12 protein-coding genes are annotated in these 14437 nt (G+C 73.4%); 6 read left to right on the forward strand and 6 right to left on the reverse strand.

The genetic code is table 11. From position 1 onward, the window contains the following. Positions 1 to 4: 4 nt before the first annotated feature. The 3 genes from LNW73_RS29360 to LNW73_RS29370 all read right to left on the reverse strand — a co-directional run bounded on the left by LNW73_RS29360 (position 5) and on the right by LNW73_RS29370 (position 2155). Positions 5 to 1192: a lipid-transfer protein gene (locus LNW73_RS29360; RefSeq protein ID WP_250974708.1), complete on the reverse strand. Its 1188-nt coding sequence runs from the start codon at positions 1190 to 1192 to the stop codon at positions 5 to 7. Then, positions 1189 to 1680, reverse strand: coding sequence for a Zn-ribbon domain-containing OB-fold protein (locus LNW73_RS29365; RefSeq protein ID WP_374118219.1), 492 nt, complete (start codon positions 1678 to 1680; stop codon positions 1189 to 1191). The genes LNW73_RS29360 and LNW73_RS29365 overlap by 4 nt, the downstream gene beginning before the upstream one ends. A gap of 121 nt (positions 1681 to 1801) precedes the next feature. Then, the gene (locus tag LNW73_RS29370; protein WP_250991966.1) at positions 1802 to 2155 is read right to left on the reverse strand and encodes an Mpo1-like protein; all 354 of its coding nucleotides are present in this window, start codon (positions 2153 to 2155) and stop codon (positions 1802 to 1804) included. A gap of 131 nt (positions 2156 to 2286) precedes the next feature. Between LNW73_RS29370 and LNW73_RS29375 the strand changes: the two genes are divergently transcribed. From LNW73_RS29375 to LNW73_RS29390, 4 genes are all read left to right on the forward strand, one after another. Next, positions 2287 to 3150: an NUDIX hydrolase gene (locus tag LNW73_RS29375; protein ID WP_250974705.1), complete on the forward strand. Its 864-nt coding sequence runs from the start codon at positions 2287 to 2289 to the stop codon at positions 3148 to 3150. Next, a complete protein-coding gene (locus LNW73_RS29380; protein ID WP_250991967.1) occupies positions 3147 to 4178 on the forward strand; it encodes a molecular chaperone DnaJ in 1032 nt (343 codons plus the stop codon). The genes LNW73_RS29375 and LNW73_RS29380 overlap by 4 nt, the downstream gene beginning before the upstream one ends. A gap of 71 nt (positions 4179 to 4249) precedes the next feature. Then, a complete protein-coding gene (locus tag LNW73_RS29385) occupies positions 4250 to 5248 on the forward strand; it encodes a hypothetical protein (RefSeq protein ID WP_250991968.1) in 999 nt (332 codons plus the stop codon). A gap of 191 nt (positions 5249 to 5439) precedes the next feature. Continuing rightward, complete coding sequence (locus LNW73_RS29390) at positions 5440 to 6747, forward strand: adenylosuccinate synthetase (RefSeq protein WP_250991969.1); 1308 nt, start codon at positions 5440 to 5442, stop codon at positions 6745 to 6747. On the opposite strand, the gene LNW73_RS29395 is transcribed toward LNW73_RS29390, so the two are convergent. Next, positions 6657 to 7427, reverse strand: coding sequence for a M15 family metallopeptidase (locus LNW73_RS29395; RefSeq protein WP_250991970.1), 771 nt, complete (start codon positions 7425 to 7427; stop codon positions 6657 to 6659). The two genes, LNW73_RS29390 and LNW73_RS29395, sit on opposite strands and share 91 nt — an antisense overlap. Positions 7428 to 7532: 105 nt before the next feature. Between LNW73_RS29395 and LNW73_RS29400 the strand changes: the two genes are divergently transcribed. After that, positions 7533 to 8135: an NUDIX domain-containing protein gene (locus LNW73_RS29400; RefSeq protein ID WP_250993079.1), complete on the forward strand. Its 603-nt coding sequence runs from the start codon at positions 7533 to 7535 to the stop codon at positions 8133 to 8135. Positions 8136 to 8196: 61 nt separating this feature from the next. Here LNW73_RS29400 and LNW73_RS29405 read toward each other — a convergent pair whose 3' ends face one another. Beyond that, entirely contained in the window at positions 8197 to 10554 is a 2358-nt protein-coding gene (locus LNW73_RS29405; protein ID WP_250991971.1) for a glycoside hydrolase family 31 protein, read from the reverse strand. Positions 10555 to 10792: 238 nt separating this feature from the next. Between LNW73_RS29405 and LNW73_RS29410 the strand changes: the two genes are divergently transcribed. Beyond that, positions 10793 to 12802 (forward strand): acetoacetate--CoA ligase, encoded by a 2010-nt coding sequence (locus LNW73_RS29410; RefSeq protein ID WP_250991972.1) that lies wholly within the window; start codon positions 10793 to 10795, stop codon positions 12800 to 12802. A 56-nt stretch (positions 12803 to 12858) separates the two neighbouring features. On the opposite strand, the gene LNW73_RS29415 is transcribed toward LNW73_RS29410, so the two are convergent. Further along, positions 12859 to 14427, reverse strand: coding sequence for a cellulose binding domain-containing protein (locus tag LNW73_RS29415; protein ID WP_250991973.1), 1569 nt, complete (start codon positions 14425 to 14427; stop codon positions 12859 to 12861). Positions 14428 to 14437 lie beyond the last annotated feature (10 nt).

A 14437-nucleotide genomic window follows, 5' to 3' on the forward strand; every position in this document is an offset into this window, starting at 1 on the left:
CGGTTCACCGCACGGCCACCACCGAGGAGCCGTGGCCGAACAATCCCTGGTTGGCGGTGATCCCGACCCGGGCGCCCGGCACCTGCCGGTCCCCGGCCAGGCCGCGCAACTGCCAGGTCAGCTCGCAGACCTGGGCGATGGCCTGAGCCGGCACCGCCTCGCCGAACGAGGCCAGTCCGCCACTGGTGTTGACCGGGATCCGGCCGCCGAGCGCGGTCGCCCCGTCCCGCAGCAGCTTGGCGCCCTCGCCGGGCGCGCACAGCGCCAGGTCCTCGTACCACTGGAGTTCCAGGGCGGTGGACAGGTCGTAGACCTCGGCCAGGTCCAGTTCCGACGGGCCGATCCCCGCCTCCTCGTACGCGGCCGCCGCGATGGACGCCCGCAGCCCCAGGGCGGGCGGCTCCACGGCGGCCGCCGAGTCGGTGGCGAAGTCCGGCAGGTCCAGCACGGTCTTGGGATAGGACGGGGTGACGGTGGAGACCGCGCGGATCCGCACCGGATCCGTGGTGTGCCGCCGGGCGAACTCCATGCTGGAGAGCACGACCGCGGCGGCCCCGTCCGAGGTCGCGCAGATGTCGAGCAGCCGCAGTGGATCCGCGACGACCGCGGAGGCGGCCACCTCGCCGGCCGAGACGGCCTTGCGGTAGCGGGCGTTGGGGTTGGCGGCGCCCGCTGCCGAGTTCTTCACCTTGACCTGCGCGAAGTCCTCCAGGGTGTCGCCGTGCAGGGCCATGCGGCGGCGCGCGTAGAGGCCGAAGTACGTGGGGTTGGTGGCCCCCAGCACACGGAAGCGCAGCCAGTCCGGGTCGTCGGGGCGGTTGCCGCCGGCGGGGGCGAAGAAGCCCTTGGGCGCGGCGTCCGCGCCGATCACCAGGGCGACGTCCGCCATCCCGGCCAGGATCTGGGCGCGCGCGGCGTTGACGGCCTGCGCGCCCGACGCGCAGGCGGCGTACACGCTGGTGACGCGGGCGCCCTGCCAGCCCAGCGCCTGGGCGAAGGTGGCACCGGCGACATAGCCGGGGTAGCCGCCGCGCACGGTGTCCGCGCCGACCACGAGCTGGATGTCGGTCCAGGCCAGCCCGGCGTCGGCGAGGGCCGCGCGGGCGGCGGCGACGCCGTACTCGGTGAAGGACCGGCCCCACTTGCCCCACGGGTGCATGCCCGCGCCGAGCACTGCCACGTCGTCCGTCATCGGTTGCCTCCCAGGGGCTGCCAGTGCCAGGTGGTCCAGGTCGTCTCGGCGTCCTCGTTGAGCACGCCGGGGACGAGTTCGACCTCCATGCCGACGGCGAGGTCCGCCAGGGCGGTGCCCGGGGCGGCCTGGCCGAGCACCACCATGCGCTCCGCGGCGAGTTCGACGGCGACCAGGACGTACGGCTCCCACTCGCGGGCGGGGTCGGAGACGTAGGGCGCGGGCGGCCGGTAGCGCCCGTCGGTGTACGACCAGACGCGGCCGCGTCTGGACAGCGGGGTCTCCTCCAGCGTGGTGCCGGAGCAGGCCGGGTTGCGGCAGAAGGTGTCCTCCCGGGGGAAGAACACCGAGCCGCAGTCCTGGCAGCGGGTGCCGATCAGCCGGAAGCCGTTGCCGTCGCCGGTGTCCTCGGCGGCCGGTCCGTCGTCCGTGTGCGGTCCGGCCTCCGTGAACCAGCCGGCCACCACAGGTTTGCGCGCTCGCGCCACGTGCCGCCTCCCCTTTGAATCTGACGGTTCGTCAGAAGTCTGCCATGGCAGGGCGGGAGAGGGAATGGCGGGACCGGGGCCGGGGCGCTGGGCCCGGTCCCGGAAGGTGTGGGCAGCCGGGTCAGTCCTGCGGCTGCTCCGCGAGCCACTTCGCGGCGATGTCGCCCAGTTCCGCGTCCCGGCCGGCCAGCATCGTCGCGATCATCTTCGCGTCGCCGCGCAGCGACCAGGCGGGGTGGCCGAACGAGGCCGGGTTGTTCCTCTCGATCAGGAAGTGCGCCGGCCACGCCGTCCCGTAGCCGATCAGCGGCAGCGCCGCGAGATACCGCCGGCGCCCCCGGGCCAGTCCGTACGCGCTGATCGCCAGCCCGGTCAGCGTCCCGGTCAGATGCACCCAGCGAGTGGCGGACCGGGAGTGCATCGCCACGTAGTAGGGCCAGAAATCCTCGAACGTTGCGAAGGTCCGCTGTGTCATGCCCGCACGCTAACCCCGCGCCCCGCCCGGCCGACAGGCCCCGAATCCCCTGGACGTCGTCAGAGGGCGGTGCTAAGTTCTTCTCGAACAGAGAATTACTCAAGGTGAGAAGAACTAGACGAAGGGCAGCCATGGCACCGCAGCAGGAGGAGGACCGCTTCCTCGCCGCCTACGACCCGCGCGCCTTCGACCCGATCGCCGTCACCGTCGACGTGGTCGCCCTGACGCTGCGCGAAGGCGCCCTCCATGTGCTGCTGGTCCGGCGGGGCGGGCCGCCGTTCGAGGGCGCCTGGGCGCTGCCCGGCGGCTTCGTCCGGGCCGGACGCGAATCGCTCGGCGAGGCCGCGGCCAGGGAACTCGCCGAGGAGACCGGCCTCGACGCCGCCGACGGACTCGGCCGGGTGCACCTCGAACAGCTCGGTTCGTACGGCCGCCCCGAGCGCGACCCGCGGATGCACGTGGTCTCCGTCGCGCACCTCGCCTTCGCTCCCGATCTCCCGGACGCGAAGGCCGGCAGCGACGCCGCGGCGGCCGCGTGGATCTCCGTCGCGGAACTTGAACCCGGATGGCAACCGGACGCCGCGGACCCGCGTCCCAACGAACAGGGCCGGTGGTCCGGGGCCCACGGGGGTGGTCCCGGCCGCCGGCCCGTAGCCCCCGAGCTGGCCTTCGACCACGCCGGAATCCTCGCCGACGGCCTCGACCGCGCGCGCTCGAAGATCGAGTACACGCCGCTGGCCACCGCCTTCCTCGGCGAGGAATTCACCATCTCCGAACTGCGCGCCGTCTACGAAGCCGTCTGGGGCGCGACCCTGCACGCGGGCAACTTCCACCGCAAGGTGCTCTCGGTCCCCGGCTTCGTCGAGTCCACCGGAGGCACCGCCACCCACGGCAGCGTCCGCGGCGGCCCCCGCGCCCGGCTCTACCGCGCGGGCGACGCCCGCCTCCTGCACCCCGCCCTGCTGCGCCCGGACCGCGAGGAGACCGTGCGATGACCGTCACCAGCGGCGCCGTCCACAGCTTCGACCAGGCACTGGACGCCCTGCGCCACGGCTTCCCCGAGGACCGGGCGGCCGCCACCCGGCTGCACCGCCGGCTCGCCCGGCTGCTGCACCCGGACACCGCGCCGCCCGGCCGCCGGCCGGAGGCCTCTGCCGCCTTCCTGGCCCTGACCGGCCAGTGGCGGGAGTACCTCGACGCCGGGGACCCCGCACCCCTCACCGTCACCACCCGCCGGCACACGTACCTGCTCGGCGACCCGCAGGCCACCGGCGACCTCGCCGTACTGCGCCGCGCCTCGTACCGGCGGGCCGACGGGACGCGGCACGACGCGCTGCTGAAGATCCCGCTGCAGCCGTACGACAACGATCTGATCGAGCACGAGGCCGCCGTGCTGACCCGCCTCGACACCGAGGCGGAACCGCGCCACCGCGCCTACGCCCCGCGGCTGATCGAGACGTTCCGGCACCGCGACACCGGCGGCACCGAGCGCCGGGTCAACGCGCTCGAACCGCTGGACGGCTTCCACAGCCTCGCCGAGGTCGCCGCCGCGTACCCCGGAGGCCTCGACCCGCTGGACGCCGTCTGGATGTGGCGCAGGCTGCTGGTCGCCCTCGGCTGGGCGCACCGGGCCCGGCTGGTGCACTGCGCGGTCTTCCCCGAACACGTCCTCATCCACCCCGGGCTGCACGGGCTGGTGCTCGTCGACTGGTGCTACGCGACCGCGACCGGCACCACGGCGCCGGTCCTCATCGAGCGGCACCGCGACCGCTACCCGCCCGAGATCCCCGGCCGCAGGCCGGTCACCGAAGCCACCGACCTCCACCTCGCGGCGCGCTGCATGGAACACCTGATGGGGGAGCGCACCCCGAAGCCGCTCGCCGCCTTCATCCGCGGCTGCACGCTCCCGGGGGAGGCGGGCCGGCCGCACGACGCGTGGCGGCTGCTCGCCGAGCTGGACGAGCTCCTGGACCGGCTCTACGGGCCGCGCACCTTCCGCCCGTTCACGATGCCGGCCGCATAGCGACAAACCGACAACCACACCCGAGCCAGCACACCCGAACACATCAACGCACATCAACAAGGGGGAACACCATGGGCAGCGGAAGCTGGTCGACCAACGTCTACGACGCCGCCGCACGCTACCGCGCCGCATCCGGCGCCGGTGCCTTCGCGTACAGCGACCACGTCACCTCGTCCGCCCCGCGCGGCTCCTGGACGGCGCACCCGTCCCTCGACCCGAAGGACCTCACCGTCCGCGAGAGCCGCGACTCGGCGGAGCACCCCGCCTCGGTCGCCATCTCGGTGCTCTTCGACGTGACCGGCTCGATGCGGTCCGTCCCGCAGACGCTGCAGACCAAACTGCCCGAGCTGTTCGGGCTGCTGCTCCGCAAGGGCTACGTCGAGCACCCGCAGATCCTCTTCGGCGCGGTCGGCGACGCCACCTGCGACCGGGTGCCGCTGCAGCTCGGCCAGTTCGAGTCCGACAACCGGATGGACGACGACCTCGGCAACATCCTGCTGGAGGGCGGCGGTGGCGGGCAGATGACCGAATCGTACGAGCTCGCCATGTACGCGATGGCCCGGCACACCTCCATCGACTGCCACGAGAAGCGCGGCCGGCGCGGCTACCTGTTCCTCATCGGCGACGAGATGCCGTACGGCAAGGTCAAGGCCCGCGAGGTCCGCGACGTCATCGGCGACGACCTGCGGGAGGACATCCCGATCACCGCGATCATCGCCGAGCTGCGCCGGAAGTTCGACGTGTACTACATCCTCCCGGCCGGGTCCTCGTACGTCGGCAACACCGAAGTCCTCGGTCTGTGGCGCAAGCTGCTGGGCCAGAACGTCATCGAACTCGACGACCTGGACGCGGTCTGCGAGACGATCGCGCTCACCATCGGCCTCGGCGAGGAGGCCATCGACCTCGCGGAGGGGCTCGCCGACCTCGACGACGTCGGCTCGGACGCGGGCGCCTCGGTCGGCAAGGCCCTCGCCGCGATCGGCCGCGACCGCGCCACCGGCCCGGCCGCCGGCGCCCCCCTGATCGACGGCGTGACCACCACCGGAGCCGCGGGTACAACGCGTCTGTGAGCTGAACAGGGACGCGCCGGAGGGGGCACGGCGGGGTGTCCCCGCAGGGCGGCGAACGAACGCGACCCGCACCTTCGAGCGGACACGCGCGTTCGCCGCCCGAGGAGATACCCCGGCGGGCCCCCGACCTTCGCACCCGGGCTGCGCCGGACGACCACTGCGCCGTTGACCGAACGACCCCCGGAGGGAAAATGCACACCATCGTCGTCGACCTCGGCTACGGGGACGCGGGCAAGGGCGCCGTCGTGGACCGGCTCTGCTCGGCGGAGCCGGTCCGGGCGGTGGTCCGCTTCAACGGCGGCGCCCAGGCCGCGCACAACGTCGTCACCCCGGACGGACGCCACCACACCTTCGCCCAGTTCGGCTCCGGCACCCTGCACGGGACACCCACGTACCTGTCCCGCTTCATGCTCGTCGACCCGCTCGCCCTGGCCGCCGAGGCGGACCACCTCACCGCGCTCGGCGTCCGGGACCCGCTGGCGCTGCTCACCGTCGACCGGGACGCCGCGCTCACCACGCCGTACCACGCGGCCGCCAACCGGCTGCGCGAGCAGGCCCGTGGCGGGGAGCGGCACGGCTCGTGCGGGATGGGCATCGGCGAGACCGCGGCCTACGCGCTCGCCCACCCCGAGGACGCGCCCCGGGTGGGCGACTGCGTCTCCCGTCCCCGCCTGCTGCGCAAACTCGCCCTGCTGCGGGACCGGTTGTCCGACGAGCTGGGGCGGCTGCCGGCGCCGCCCGTCGAGCACTGCGCGGACGCCTTCGCGGCCTTCGCCCGTGCGGTCACCCTCGCCGGCGACGGGCATCTCGCGCGGCTGCTGGCCGACGGGCCGGTCGTCTTCGAGGGGGCGCAGGGCGTCCTCCTCGACGAGTGGCACGGCTTCCACCCGTACACGACATGGTCGACCACCACCTTCGCCAACGCCGAGACGCTGCTGGCCGAGGCGGGCGGCGCGGGCACCGCGCTGCGGCTCGGCGTCGTGCGCACCTACACCACCCGGCACGGTCCCGGTCCGCTCGTCACCGAGGACCCGGAACTGGCCAGGGAACTGCCGGAACCGCACAATGGTCACGGCCGCTGGCAGGGCGCTTTCCGCACCGGGCACTTCGACGCGGTGGCGCACGCCTACGCCGTCGAGGTCTGCGGGGGAGTGGACGCGCTGGCCGTCACCCACCTCGACGCCCCTGCCCGCTGTCCCGGACTGCGGATCGCCCGCGCCTACGGCATGGACGGCCGGCTCGTCGAACACCTGCCGGCCGGCGCCCCCGGCGATCTCGGGAGGCAGGCCGCGTTGACGGCCCGTCTGGAGACGGCCCGGCCGGCCGTCTGGGACACCCCCGGCGCCGACCCGGACGCCTGGTCGGCCGCCGTCGGCGGGGCGCTGTCCGCACCCGTCGCGCTGGAGTCCTACGGGCCGACGTACGCGGACGTCAGGGACCGCCGGGAGACCGGGAAGTCGAAGTACGTGTCGGGGAACCGCTCCGGTGTGTACGTGTAGTGCCACCACTCCTCGGCGAGATTGACGAACCCCAGTCCTTCGAGGGTGCCCTTGAGCAGCAGGCGGTTCTCCCGCTGCACACCCTGGATCCGCGGGTCGAGGGTGTGCGAGAGCGTGTCGAAGTAGTCGAACGGGGTCCCCATGTCGACGCTCCCGCCGGAGAGCCGCACGATGGTCACATCCATGGTGCTGCCCCGGCTGTGCCCGGACTTGGCCGCGATGTAACCGTCCTCGAACAGCCGCGACTTGTCGACATGCGGATAGAACTCGCTCTTCATCCGCTGGTCGTCGAGGTCCTTGGCCCACGCCACGAAGTGGTCGACGGCGCGCTGCGGCCGGTAGCAGTCGTACACCTTGAGCGAGTACCCGCGGCGCAAGAGCTTCGACTGAGCCGCGTGCAGCGCCTCGGCGGCCGGCCGGGTCAGCAGGCAGATCGGCTGCCGGTAGCCGTCGATGGGCACCCCGACGAAGTTGTGCGGGGTGGCGTAGCGCATCTCCTGGAGGATCGTCGGGTCGACGTCCCGCAGCGCCACGAACGCCTTGGGGGCCTTCGGCCCGCCGCCCCCGGTCCCGTCACCTGAACGCGCCTGCGCCGGAGCGGCGGCGGTGCCCGCGGTGACGGCGATCAGCGTGGCGACGGACACGGCGAGGGTGCGGAGCACGGTGGTGAGTCGTGGCATGGGTCCTCCAGCGGTCGGACGGATGTGTGGGACGGATGTCAGGCGTGGTCGATGACGCGGAACAGTGTCGCGGATCGGTGACGCGGGCGGGTGTCACCGGAGTTGATGCTCCTGGGACGGGTGATCGGATACAGTCCCGGCGTGCCCGATCGTGAGAAGGACTCCCACTGCTCCTCCTGCGGAACGGCGTTCGGCCCCGCCGCCGGATGGCCGCGGACCTGCGCCGCCTGCGGCGCCACCGCCTACCGCAACCCGCTGCCGGTCGCGATCGCGCTGCTCCCGGTCCGCGACGACACGGGCACCGGACTCGCCGTCATCCGCCGCACCATCGAGCCCGGCCGCGGCCTGCTCGCCCTCCCCGGCGGCTTCATCGACCACGGTGAGACCTGGGAGCAGGCCGTGGTGCGGGAGCTCGTCGAGGAGACCGGCATCGTGGCCGCGGCCGACCCCGTTCTCGCCGACACCCTCACCGACGCGGAGGGCGGGTTCCTGCTCGTCTTCGGGCTGTTGCCGCTCCGGGACGCGGCCGACCTGCCGGCCTCGGTTGCCACCGACGAGACCGAGGGCTGGGAAGTGCTGTACGAGCCGGCCGAGTTGGCGTTCCCGCTGCACACCCTGACGGTCCGCCGCTGGTTCGACGGCGGGTACGGCGAACACGGCGGACACGGTGGCGACGGCGACAGAACAGCCCGGCGCGGAGCCCGCTGAGACCGTCGCCCCGTCGCCCCGTCGCCCCGTCGCCCCGTCGCCCCGTCAACCGGTCAACCGGTCACTCCGGCAGTCCGCGCACCCGCACCCGGTGGCCCACCTCGTCCTCCCCGTCGCGCTCCACCACCACCTGACCGTCGGCCAGCCGGGTCGTGAAGCGCTCCACCAGCGGTGCGGCCCAGCCGTCGCCCTCGTCGGTGAAGACGATCCCGCCGCCGGTGCGCCCCGCCACCGGGGCCCACACCTCCAGCTCCACGGCGCCGTCGTCGCCCGTCACCGGCAGGACCGCGCCGGCCCGCGCCAGCACCGGGATCCGGCCGAGCGGCGCGTCCAGCAGGATCTGGCCCGGCCCCTCGTACGCGGTGCCGGTCGCGGTGTCGTACCAGCGGCCCCGCGGCAGCCGGATCGCGCGGGTGACCGAGCCGCGCTCCAGGACCGGGGCCACCAACAGGGCGTCGCCCAGCAGGAAGGCGTCCCCGCAGCCACGCAGCTTGCGGTCCTCCGGATCGTTCCACCACAGCGGACGGACATACGGTGCGCCGGTACGCCGCGCCACGTGGGCGAGCGTGTCGAAGTACGGCAGCAGCCGCCGCCGTTCCCGCAGCGCGGCCGCCGCGTGCTCCTCGACCCGCGGCCCGAACTCCCACGGTTCCCGCCGCCCCGCCGTGATCGCCGAATGGGTGCGGAAGAACGGCAGGTAGGCACCGAGCTGGAACCAGCGCAGATACAGCTCGGGGGACGGTGATCCGGTGAACCCGCCCACGTCGGGCCCGGAGTACGGCACCCCGCACAGCCCCAGCCCGATCACCAGCGAGAGCGAGGCCCGCAGCCCGGACCAGCCGGTGGTCACATCGCCCGACCACGTCCCTCCGTACCGCTGCATGCCCGCCCAGCCGGAGCGCGAGAGCAGGAACGGCCGGGTGTCGGGCTCCAGTTCCCGCAGCGCCTCGTAGCCGGCCCGGGCCATCGTCAGCGCGTAGACGTTGTGGGCCTCGCGGTGGTCGCCGCCGCGCCCCTCCAGGGCGTGCCGGGCGGACCGCGGCAGGGTCGGCTCGCCGAACGCGGCGAACGACACCGGCTCGTTCATGTCGTGCCACACCCCGGCGAAGCCCTGCGCCAGCCGCTCCGCGTACAGCGTTCCCCACCACTTGCGGGCCCGCGCGTCGGTGAAGTCGGGGAAGACCGCTTCGCCCGGCCACACCACGCCGCGCACCTCCTGGCCCCGGGCGTCCCGTACGAACGCCCCGGCGGCCGTTCCGCTGTCGTACACCGGGTTGCCCGGCTCCGCCTTCACCGCCGGGTCGACGATCGACACCGTCCGCACCCCGTCGCGCCGCAGCTCCGCGGCGAGCCCGGGGAGATCGGGGAACCGCTCCCGGTCCACGGTGAAGACCCGGTGCCCGTCGTAGTGGTCGATGTCCAGGTGCAGCGCCGACAGCGGCAGCCCGCGCTCGCGGAAGCCCGCCGCGACCCTGCGGACCTCCTGCTCGTCGCCGAAGCCCCAGCGCGAGTGCTGGTAGCCCAGCGCCCAGCGCGGCGGCAGCGCGGGCCGGCCGGTCAGCGCCGTCCAGCCCGCCAGGATCCGGGCCGGCGAGCCGGTCAGCACCCAGTAGCGCAGCGGCCCGCCGTCGACCCGCAGCTCGCGGCCGCCCGGCCGGTCGTGCCCGGAGCCGGCGCCCTCCTCCCCGTCGCGCAGCGTCACGTGGCCGTCCCACGTGTTGTCGTGGAAGACCAGATGACAGCTGGCGTCCGCGACCACCATCTGCACCGGCATGGTGATGTACAGCGGGTCGTCGCCGGGGCCGAAGGAACCGCCCGGGTCGGTGTTCCACAGCCGGTACGAGCCCTCCCGCAACCGCGGTCCCGACGACCGGCCGCCCAGGCCGAACACGCACGCGTCCGCGGCGGTCTCGGAACGCTGCACCCAGCGGGTGCGGTCACCCGGCTCCCGGCCCGCCGGATCCCACCAGCGGGGCGGCAGATCGCGGCGCAGCAGGACGCCGCCCGGGGTACGGAACTCCACCGCACCGTGGCGCGAGACCAGCACCGTCACCCGCTCCGACACGACCCGCCAGCCGTCCCCGTTGCGGTCGCTCTCCAGCTCCACCCGGGTGTCCACCGCGGGGCACTCCCCGGCCAGTGCGTACGACGGCTCCGGCTCCGCCCCGTCCCAGCCGCAGAACACCGCGCCGCCCACCGCGACCCGCACCCGCAGCGACGAACGGGTGAACCGCACCACCCCGCCGCCCGGCAGCGGCTCCACCCCCTGCGCGGGACCCGGCACCCGGGCCCGTTCCGTTCCCCGCCGCGGCAGGTCCCGCCCGTCGGTGCGCTGCCTGCGCCACGCGGACCGCAGGGTCCGCAGGCCGTTCGCGGACCCGACCATCCGTACCGACCGCACCAGGTCCCGAGAATCCATGGCGCCCACCCTTCCACTGCTCCCGGCCGCCGTACCGCGCGTTCAGCCAGCGTTCACCTGTAGGTGAACCACATCGCGGCATTCCCCGTTGTGGGGGTCCCGCCCTGGCGCCGCAGACGATCACATGGCATCGTCCTGCCCAGCCCTGCCGTAGGACATTCCGCCCGCGCAGGGTCCAGCCGCACACAGAGCGACGTGTCGCCGTACCCGTCTCGTCGTACCGTCCGGGAGCCGCCCCATGAGCACCACGACCGAGCCCGCCCACGCCCCGGAGCCCTTGTGGACCCCCGGCCCCGAGCGGGTCGCCGGCGCGCGGATCACCCACTTCCAGGTCTGGGCCGCCGAGCACCACGGCGCCCCGGCCGGCGATCCCGCGGACCCGCTCGCGAGCTACCGGGCGCTGCACGCCTGGTCGGTACGGGAGCCGGCGGTCTTCTGGGGGGCCGTCGCGGAGTGGTTCCAGGTGCGGTTCTCCACCCCCTACGAGGCCGTGCTCGCCGACGCGTCCATGCCGGGCGCCCAGTGGTTCACCGGCTCCACCCTCAACTACGCCGAGCACGCGCTGCGTCCGGCCCTCGACCCGGAGCGCGCCGGCACGCCCGCGCTGGTCCATCTGGACGAACGGCCGGAAATCGCCGAGACCAGCTGGGCCGAGCTGAGCCGGCAGGTCGCCTCCGTCGCGGGCCGGCTGCGCGCCCTCGGCGTCGCCCCCGGCGACCGCGTCAGCGGCTATCTGCCCAACATCCCGCAGGCCGTCGTCGCCCTGCTCGCCACCGCCGCCGTGGGCGGCGTGTGGACCTCCTGCGCCCCGGACTTCGGCGCCCGCAGCGTCCTGGACCGCTTCCAGCAGGTCGAACCAGTCGTTCTGTTCGCCGTCGACGGCTACCGCTACGGCGGCAAGGAGCACGACCGGACGGACAGCGTCGCCGAACTGCGGGCCGAACTGCCCTCGCTGCGCGCCGTCATCCACATGCCGCTGCTCGGCACCCCGGCGCCGGACGGCGCACTGGAGTGGGACACCGTCGTCTCGGACGACACCGCTCCCACGTACGAGCAGGTGCCCTTCGACCATCCGCTGTGGGTGCTGTACTCCTCGGGCACCACCGGCCTGCCCAAGGCCATCGTCCAGTCCCAGGGCGGCATCCTGCTGGAGCACCTCAAGCAGACCGGCCTGCACATGGACCTCGGTCCCGGCGACCGCTTCTTCTGGTACACCTCCACCGGCTGGATGATGTGGAACTTCCTGGTGTCGGGCCTGCTGGCCGGCGCCACCGTCGTGCTCTACGACGGCAGCCCCGGCTACCCCGACACCGGCGCGCAGTGGCGGATCGCCGAGCGGACCGGTGCCACCGTCTTCGGCACCTCCGCCGCCTACGTCATGGCCTGCCGCAAGGCCGGGGTCCGGCCGGGACACGACTTCGACCTCTCGGCGGTCAAGTGCGTCGCCTCGACCGGCTCACCGCTGCCGCCCGACGGATTCCGCTGGATCCACGAGGAGGTCAAGGAGGACGTCTGGATCGCGTCCGTCAGCGGCGGCACCGATGTGTGCAGCTGCTTCGCGGGCGGCGTTCCCACCCTCCCCGTCCACATCGGGGAACTGCAGGCCGCGGGTCTCGGCACCGATCTGCAGGCGTGGGACGTGTCCGGCCGGCCGGTCATCGACGAGGTCGGCGAGCTGGTCGTCACCAACCCCATGCCGTCGATGCCGGTGCGGTTCTGGAACGACCCCGGGGACGCCCGCTACCGCGAGAGCTACTTCGAGATGTTCCCCGGCGTGTGGCGGCACGGCGACTGGATCACCATCACCTCGCGCGGCACCGTGATCATCCACGGCCGTTCCGACTCCACCCTCAACCGGCAGGGCGTCCGGATGGGCTCCGCCGACATCTACGAGGCGGTCGAACGCCTCCCGGAGATCCGCGAGTCGCTCGTCATCGGCGTCGAGCTGCCGGACGGCGGCTACTGGATGCCGCTCTTCGTCCACCTCACGCAGGGCGCCGCGCTCGACGACGCGCTGCGCGGCCGCATCAAGGACGTGATCCGCGCCGAGCTCTCCCCGCGCCATGTCCCGGACGAGGTCATCGCCGTCCCCGCGGTGCCCCACACCCTCACCGGCAAGCGCCTGGAGGTCCCCGTCAAGCGCCTGATGCAGGGCGCGGCGCTGGACAGGACGGTCAACCCCGGCTCCGTCGACGACATCGAGGTGCTGCGCTTCTACGAGCGGCTGGCACAGGACCGCCGGGCCTAAGGCCTGACGGCGAGTGCCGTGCTGACGCGGCCGACCGCGTCAGCACGGCGCCGCCCTCACCCGGTGTACTGGGCGAAGATCTTCGAGAACTCGTAGGGCGACTGCGGGACGTTGGTGCACAGGTACAACGCCCCGTTGCAGGCGTTGCGGTCGCGGGTCTCCTCCCAGAAGCCGAGCATCCCCAGGTGCTTGCCCTGGGCGAACGACACGAGCTGCCGGGAGTCGGCCTGGTCGAAGAGGTGCCCGTCGTCGTTCTGGCCGAGCATCGGGGTGACGCCGGTCATCGCCCACAGCTGGGCGTCGGTCCTGTCGGGGTACAGGGTCTTGAGCTGCGCCTGGGTGCTCTGCGCCGCCTGGACGGCCGCATCACCGTAGTCCGTGGCGCGGTAGTAGTCCATGGCCATGACGTTGACGGCGTCGAGGGTGACGCCCGCGTCCCGCGCCGACTTCACGATGGTGATCCCGTCCGCGGTCAGACCCTCGGGCAGCACCGGCAGGGTGAGCGAGATCCGCAGCCCGGGGTGCGCCTGCTGGAGCCGGGCCAGCGCCTGCGAGCGGCGGTTGATGGAGGCGGGGTCGGCGGTCGCCGCCCCTTCGATGTCGAAGTCGGCGTAGGTCAGGCCGTACGCGTTGACGACGGCGTCGTACTCGGCGTACAGCGAGTCGACGGTGGAGCAGGCCTGGGCGAGTTCCGATCCGGAGGCGCCGCCGAAGGAGATCTTCACATCGCCGCCGCCCGCCCGGATGGCGTCGACCTGGTCCTTGGCCCAGCCGGCGCGCGGGTCATAGGCGTTGAACCACATGGCCTTGCAGCTGGAGGCGGTGATGAAGGCCATGGTGAAGCTCTTCAGCCCGCTCGCCGTGGCCATGGCGGGCATGCTGGGCGTCGGCCAGGCGCCCATGTCGACATACGGGGCGGTGTGCACGGTGCCGGGGCCCGGGCCGGGGCCGCCGCCGGTGGTCGTGGTGCCGCTGACGGCCGCGCTGTAGGCGGAGGTGTTGCCCGCGGCGTCCTTGGCCCGGACCCGGAAGCTGTAGCCGGTGGTGGGCTGCAGTCCGGTGGCGGTGTACGAGGTACCGGTCACGGCCACGGGTGCGGCGCCGTCCCGGGAGACCTCGTAGCCGGCGACCGAACCGGAGTTGTCGGTGGAGGCCGTCCACCGCACGGTGAGCGAGGAGCCGGTGGCCGAGCCGACGGTGACGCCGCCGGGCACCGAGGGGGCGGTGGTGTCGGGCGGACCCGCCTCGCAGGAGCCGCCGTTCAGCAGGCAGCCGGCCGGGGTGCCCGGTCCGGCGGCGACCCAGCCGAAGACCGCCGACGCGCCGGGGGCCAGGGTGCCGTTGTAGTCCCGGTTGGTGAACGTGTAGTGCGAGGCGTTCTTGGTGAGCAGCGCGTCCCAGTAGCTGCCGACACTGCTGCCCGACGGCAGGTCGAACTCGACCTTCCAGCCGGTCAGGGTGGAGGTGCCGCCGTTGGTGATCCGGTACTGGGCCTGGTAGCCCGAGCCCCAGTCGGAGGTCTTGCCGAACACCGCCGAGGCACCGCCCGCCGCGGCGGCGGGCGGCGTGAGGAAGAGGACGAGTGTCCCGAACAGTGCCAGGACGAGCGTGAGGGATCTTCGCATACTGGACTCC

The sequence above is a fragment of the Streptomyces sp. RKAG337 genome (genome assembly GCF_023701715.1).
GTDB lineage: Bacteria > Actinomycetota > Actinomycetes > Streptomycetales > Streptomycetaceae > Actinacidiphila.

Coding starts and splice junctions, on each gene's coding strand:
- LNW73_RS29360 (WP_250974708.1), bottom strand. CDS start 1,192: ATGACGGACGACGTGGCAGTGCTCGGCGCGGGCATGCACCCGTGGGGC.
- LNW73_RS29370 (WP_250991966.1), bottom strand. CDS start 2,155: ATGACACAGCGGACCTTCGCAACGTTCGAGGATTTCTGGCCCTACTAC.
- LNW73_RS29375 (WP_250974705.1), top strand. CDS start 2,287: ATGGCACCGCAGCAGGAGGAGGACCGCTTCCTCGCCGCCTACGACCCG.
- LNW73_RS29380 (WP_250991967.1), top strand. CDS start 3,147: ATGACCGTCACCAGCGGCGCCGTCCACAGCTTCGACCAGGCACTGGAC.
- LNW73_RS29385 (WP_250991968.1), top strand. CDS start 4,250: ATGGGCAGCGGAAGCTGGTCGACCAACGTCTACGACGCCGCCGCACGC.
- LNW73_RS29390 (WP_250991969.1), top strand. CDS start 5,440: ATGCACACCATCGTCGTCGACCTCGGCTACGGGGACGCGGGCAAGGGC.
- LNW73_RS29395 (WP_250991970.1), bottom strand. CDS start 7,427: ATGCCACGACTCACCACCGTGCTCCGCACCCTCGCCGTGTCCGTCGCC.
- LNW73_RS29400 (WP_250993079.1), top strand. CDS start 7,533: ATGCTCCTGGGACGGGTGATCGGATACAGTCCCGGCGTGCCCGATCGT.
- LNW73_RS29405 (WP_250991971.1), bottom strand. CDS start 10,554: ATGGATTCTCGGGACCTGGTGCGGTCGGTACGGATGGTCGGGTCCGCG.
- LNW73_RS29410 (WP_250991972.1), top strand. CDS start 10,793: ATGAGCACCACGACCGAGCCCGCCCACGCCCCGGAGCCCTTGTGGACC.
- LNW73_RS29415 (WP_250991973.1), bottom strand. CDS start 14,427: ATGCGAAGATCCCTCACGCTCGTCCTGGCACTGTTCGGGACACTCGTC.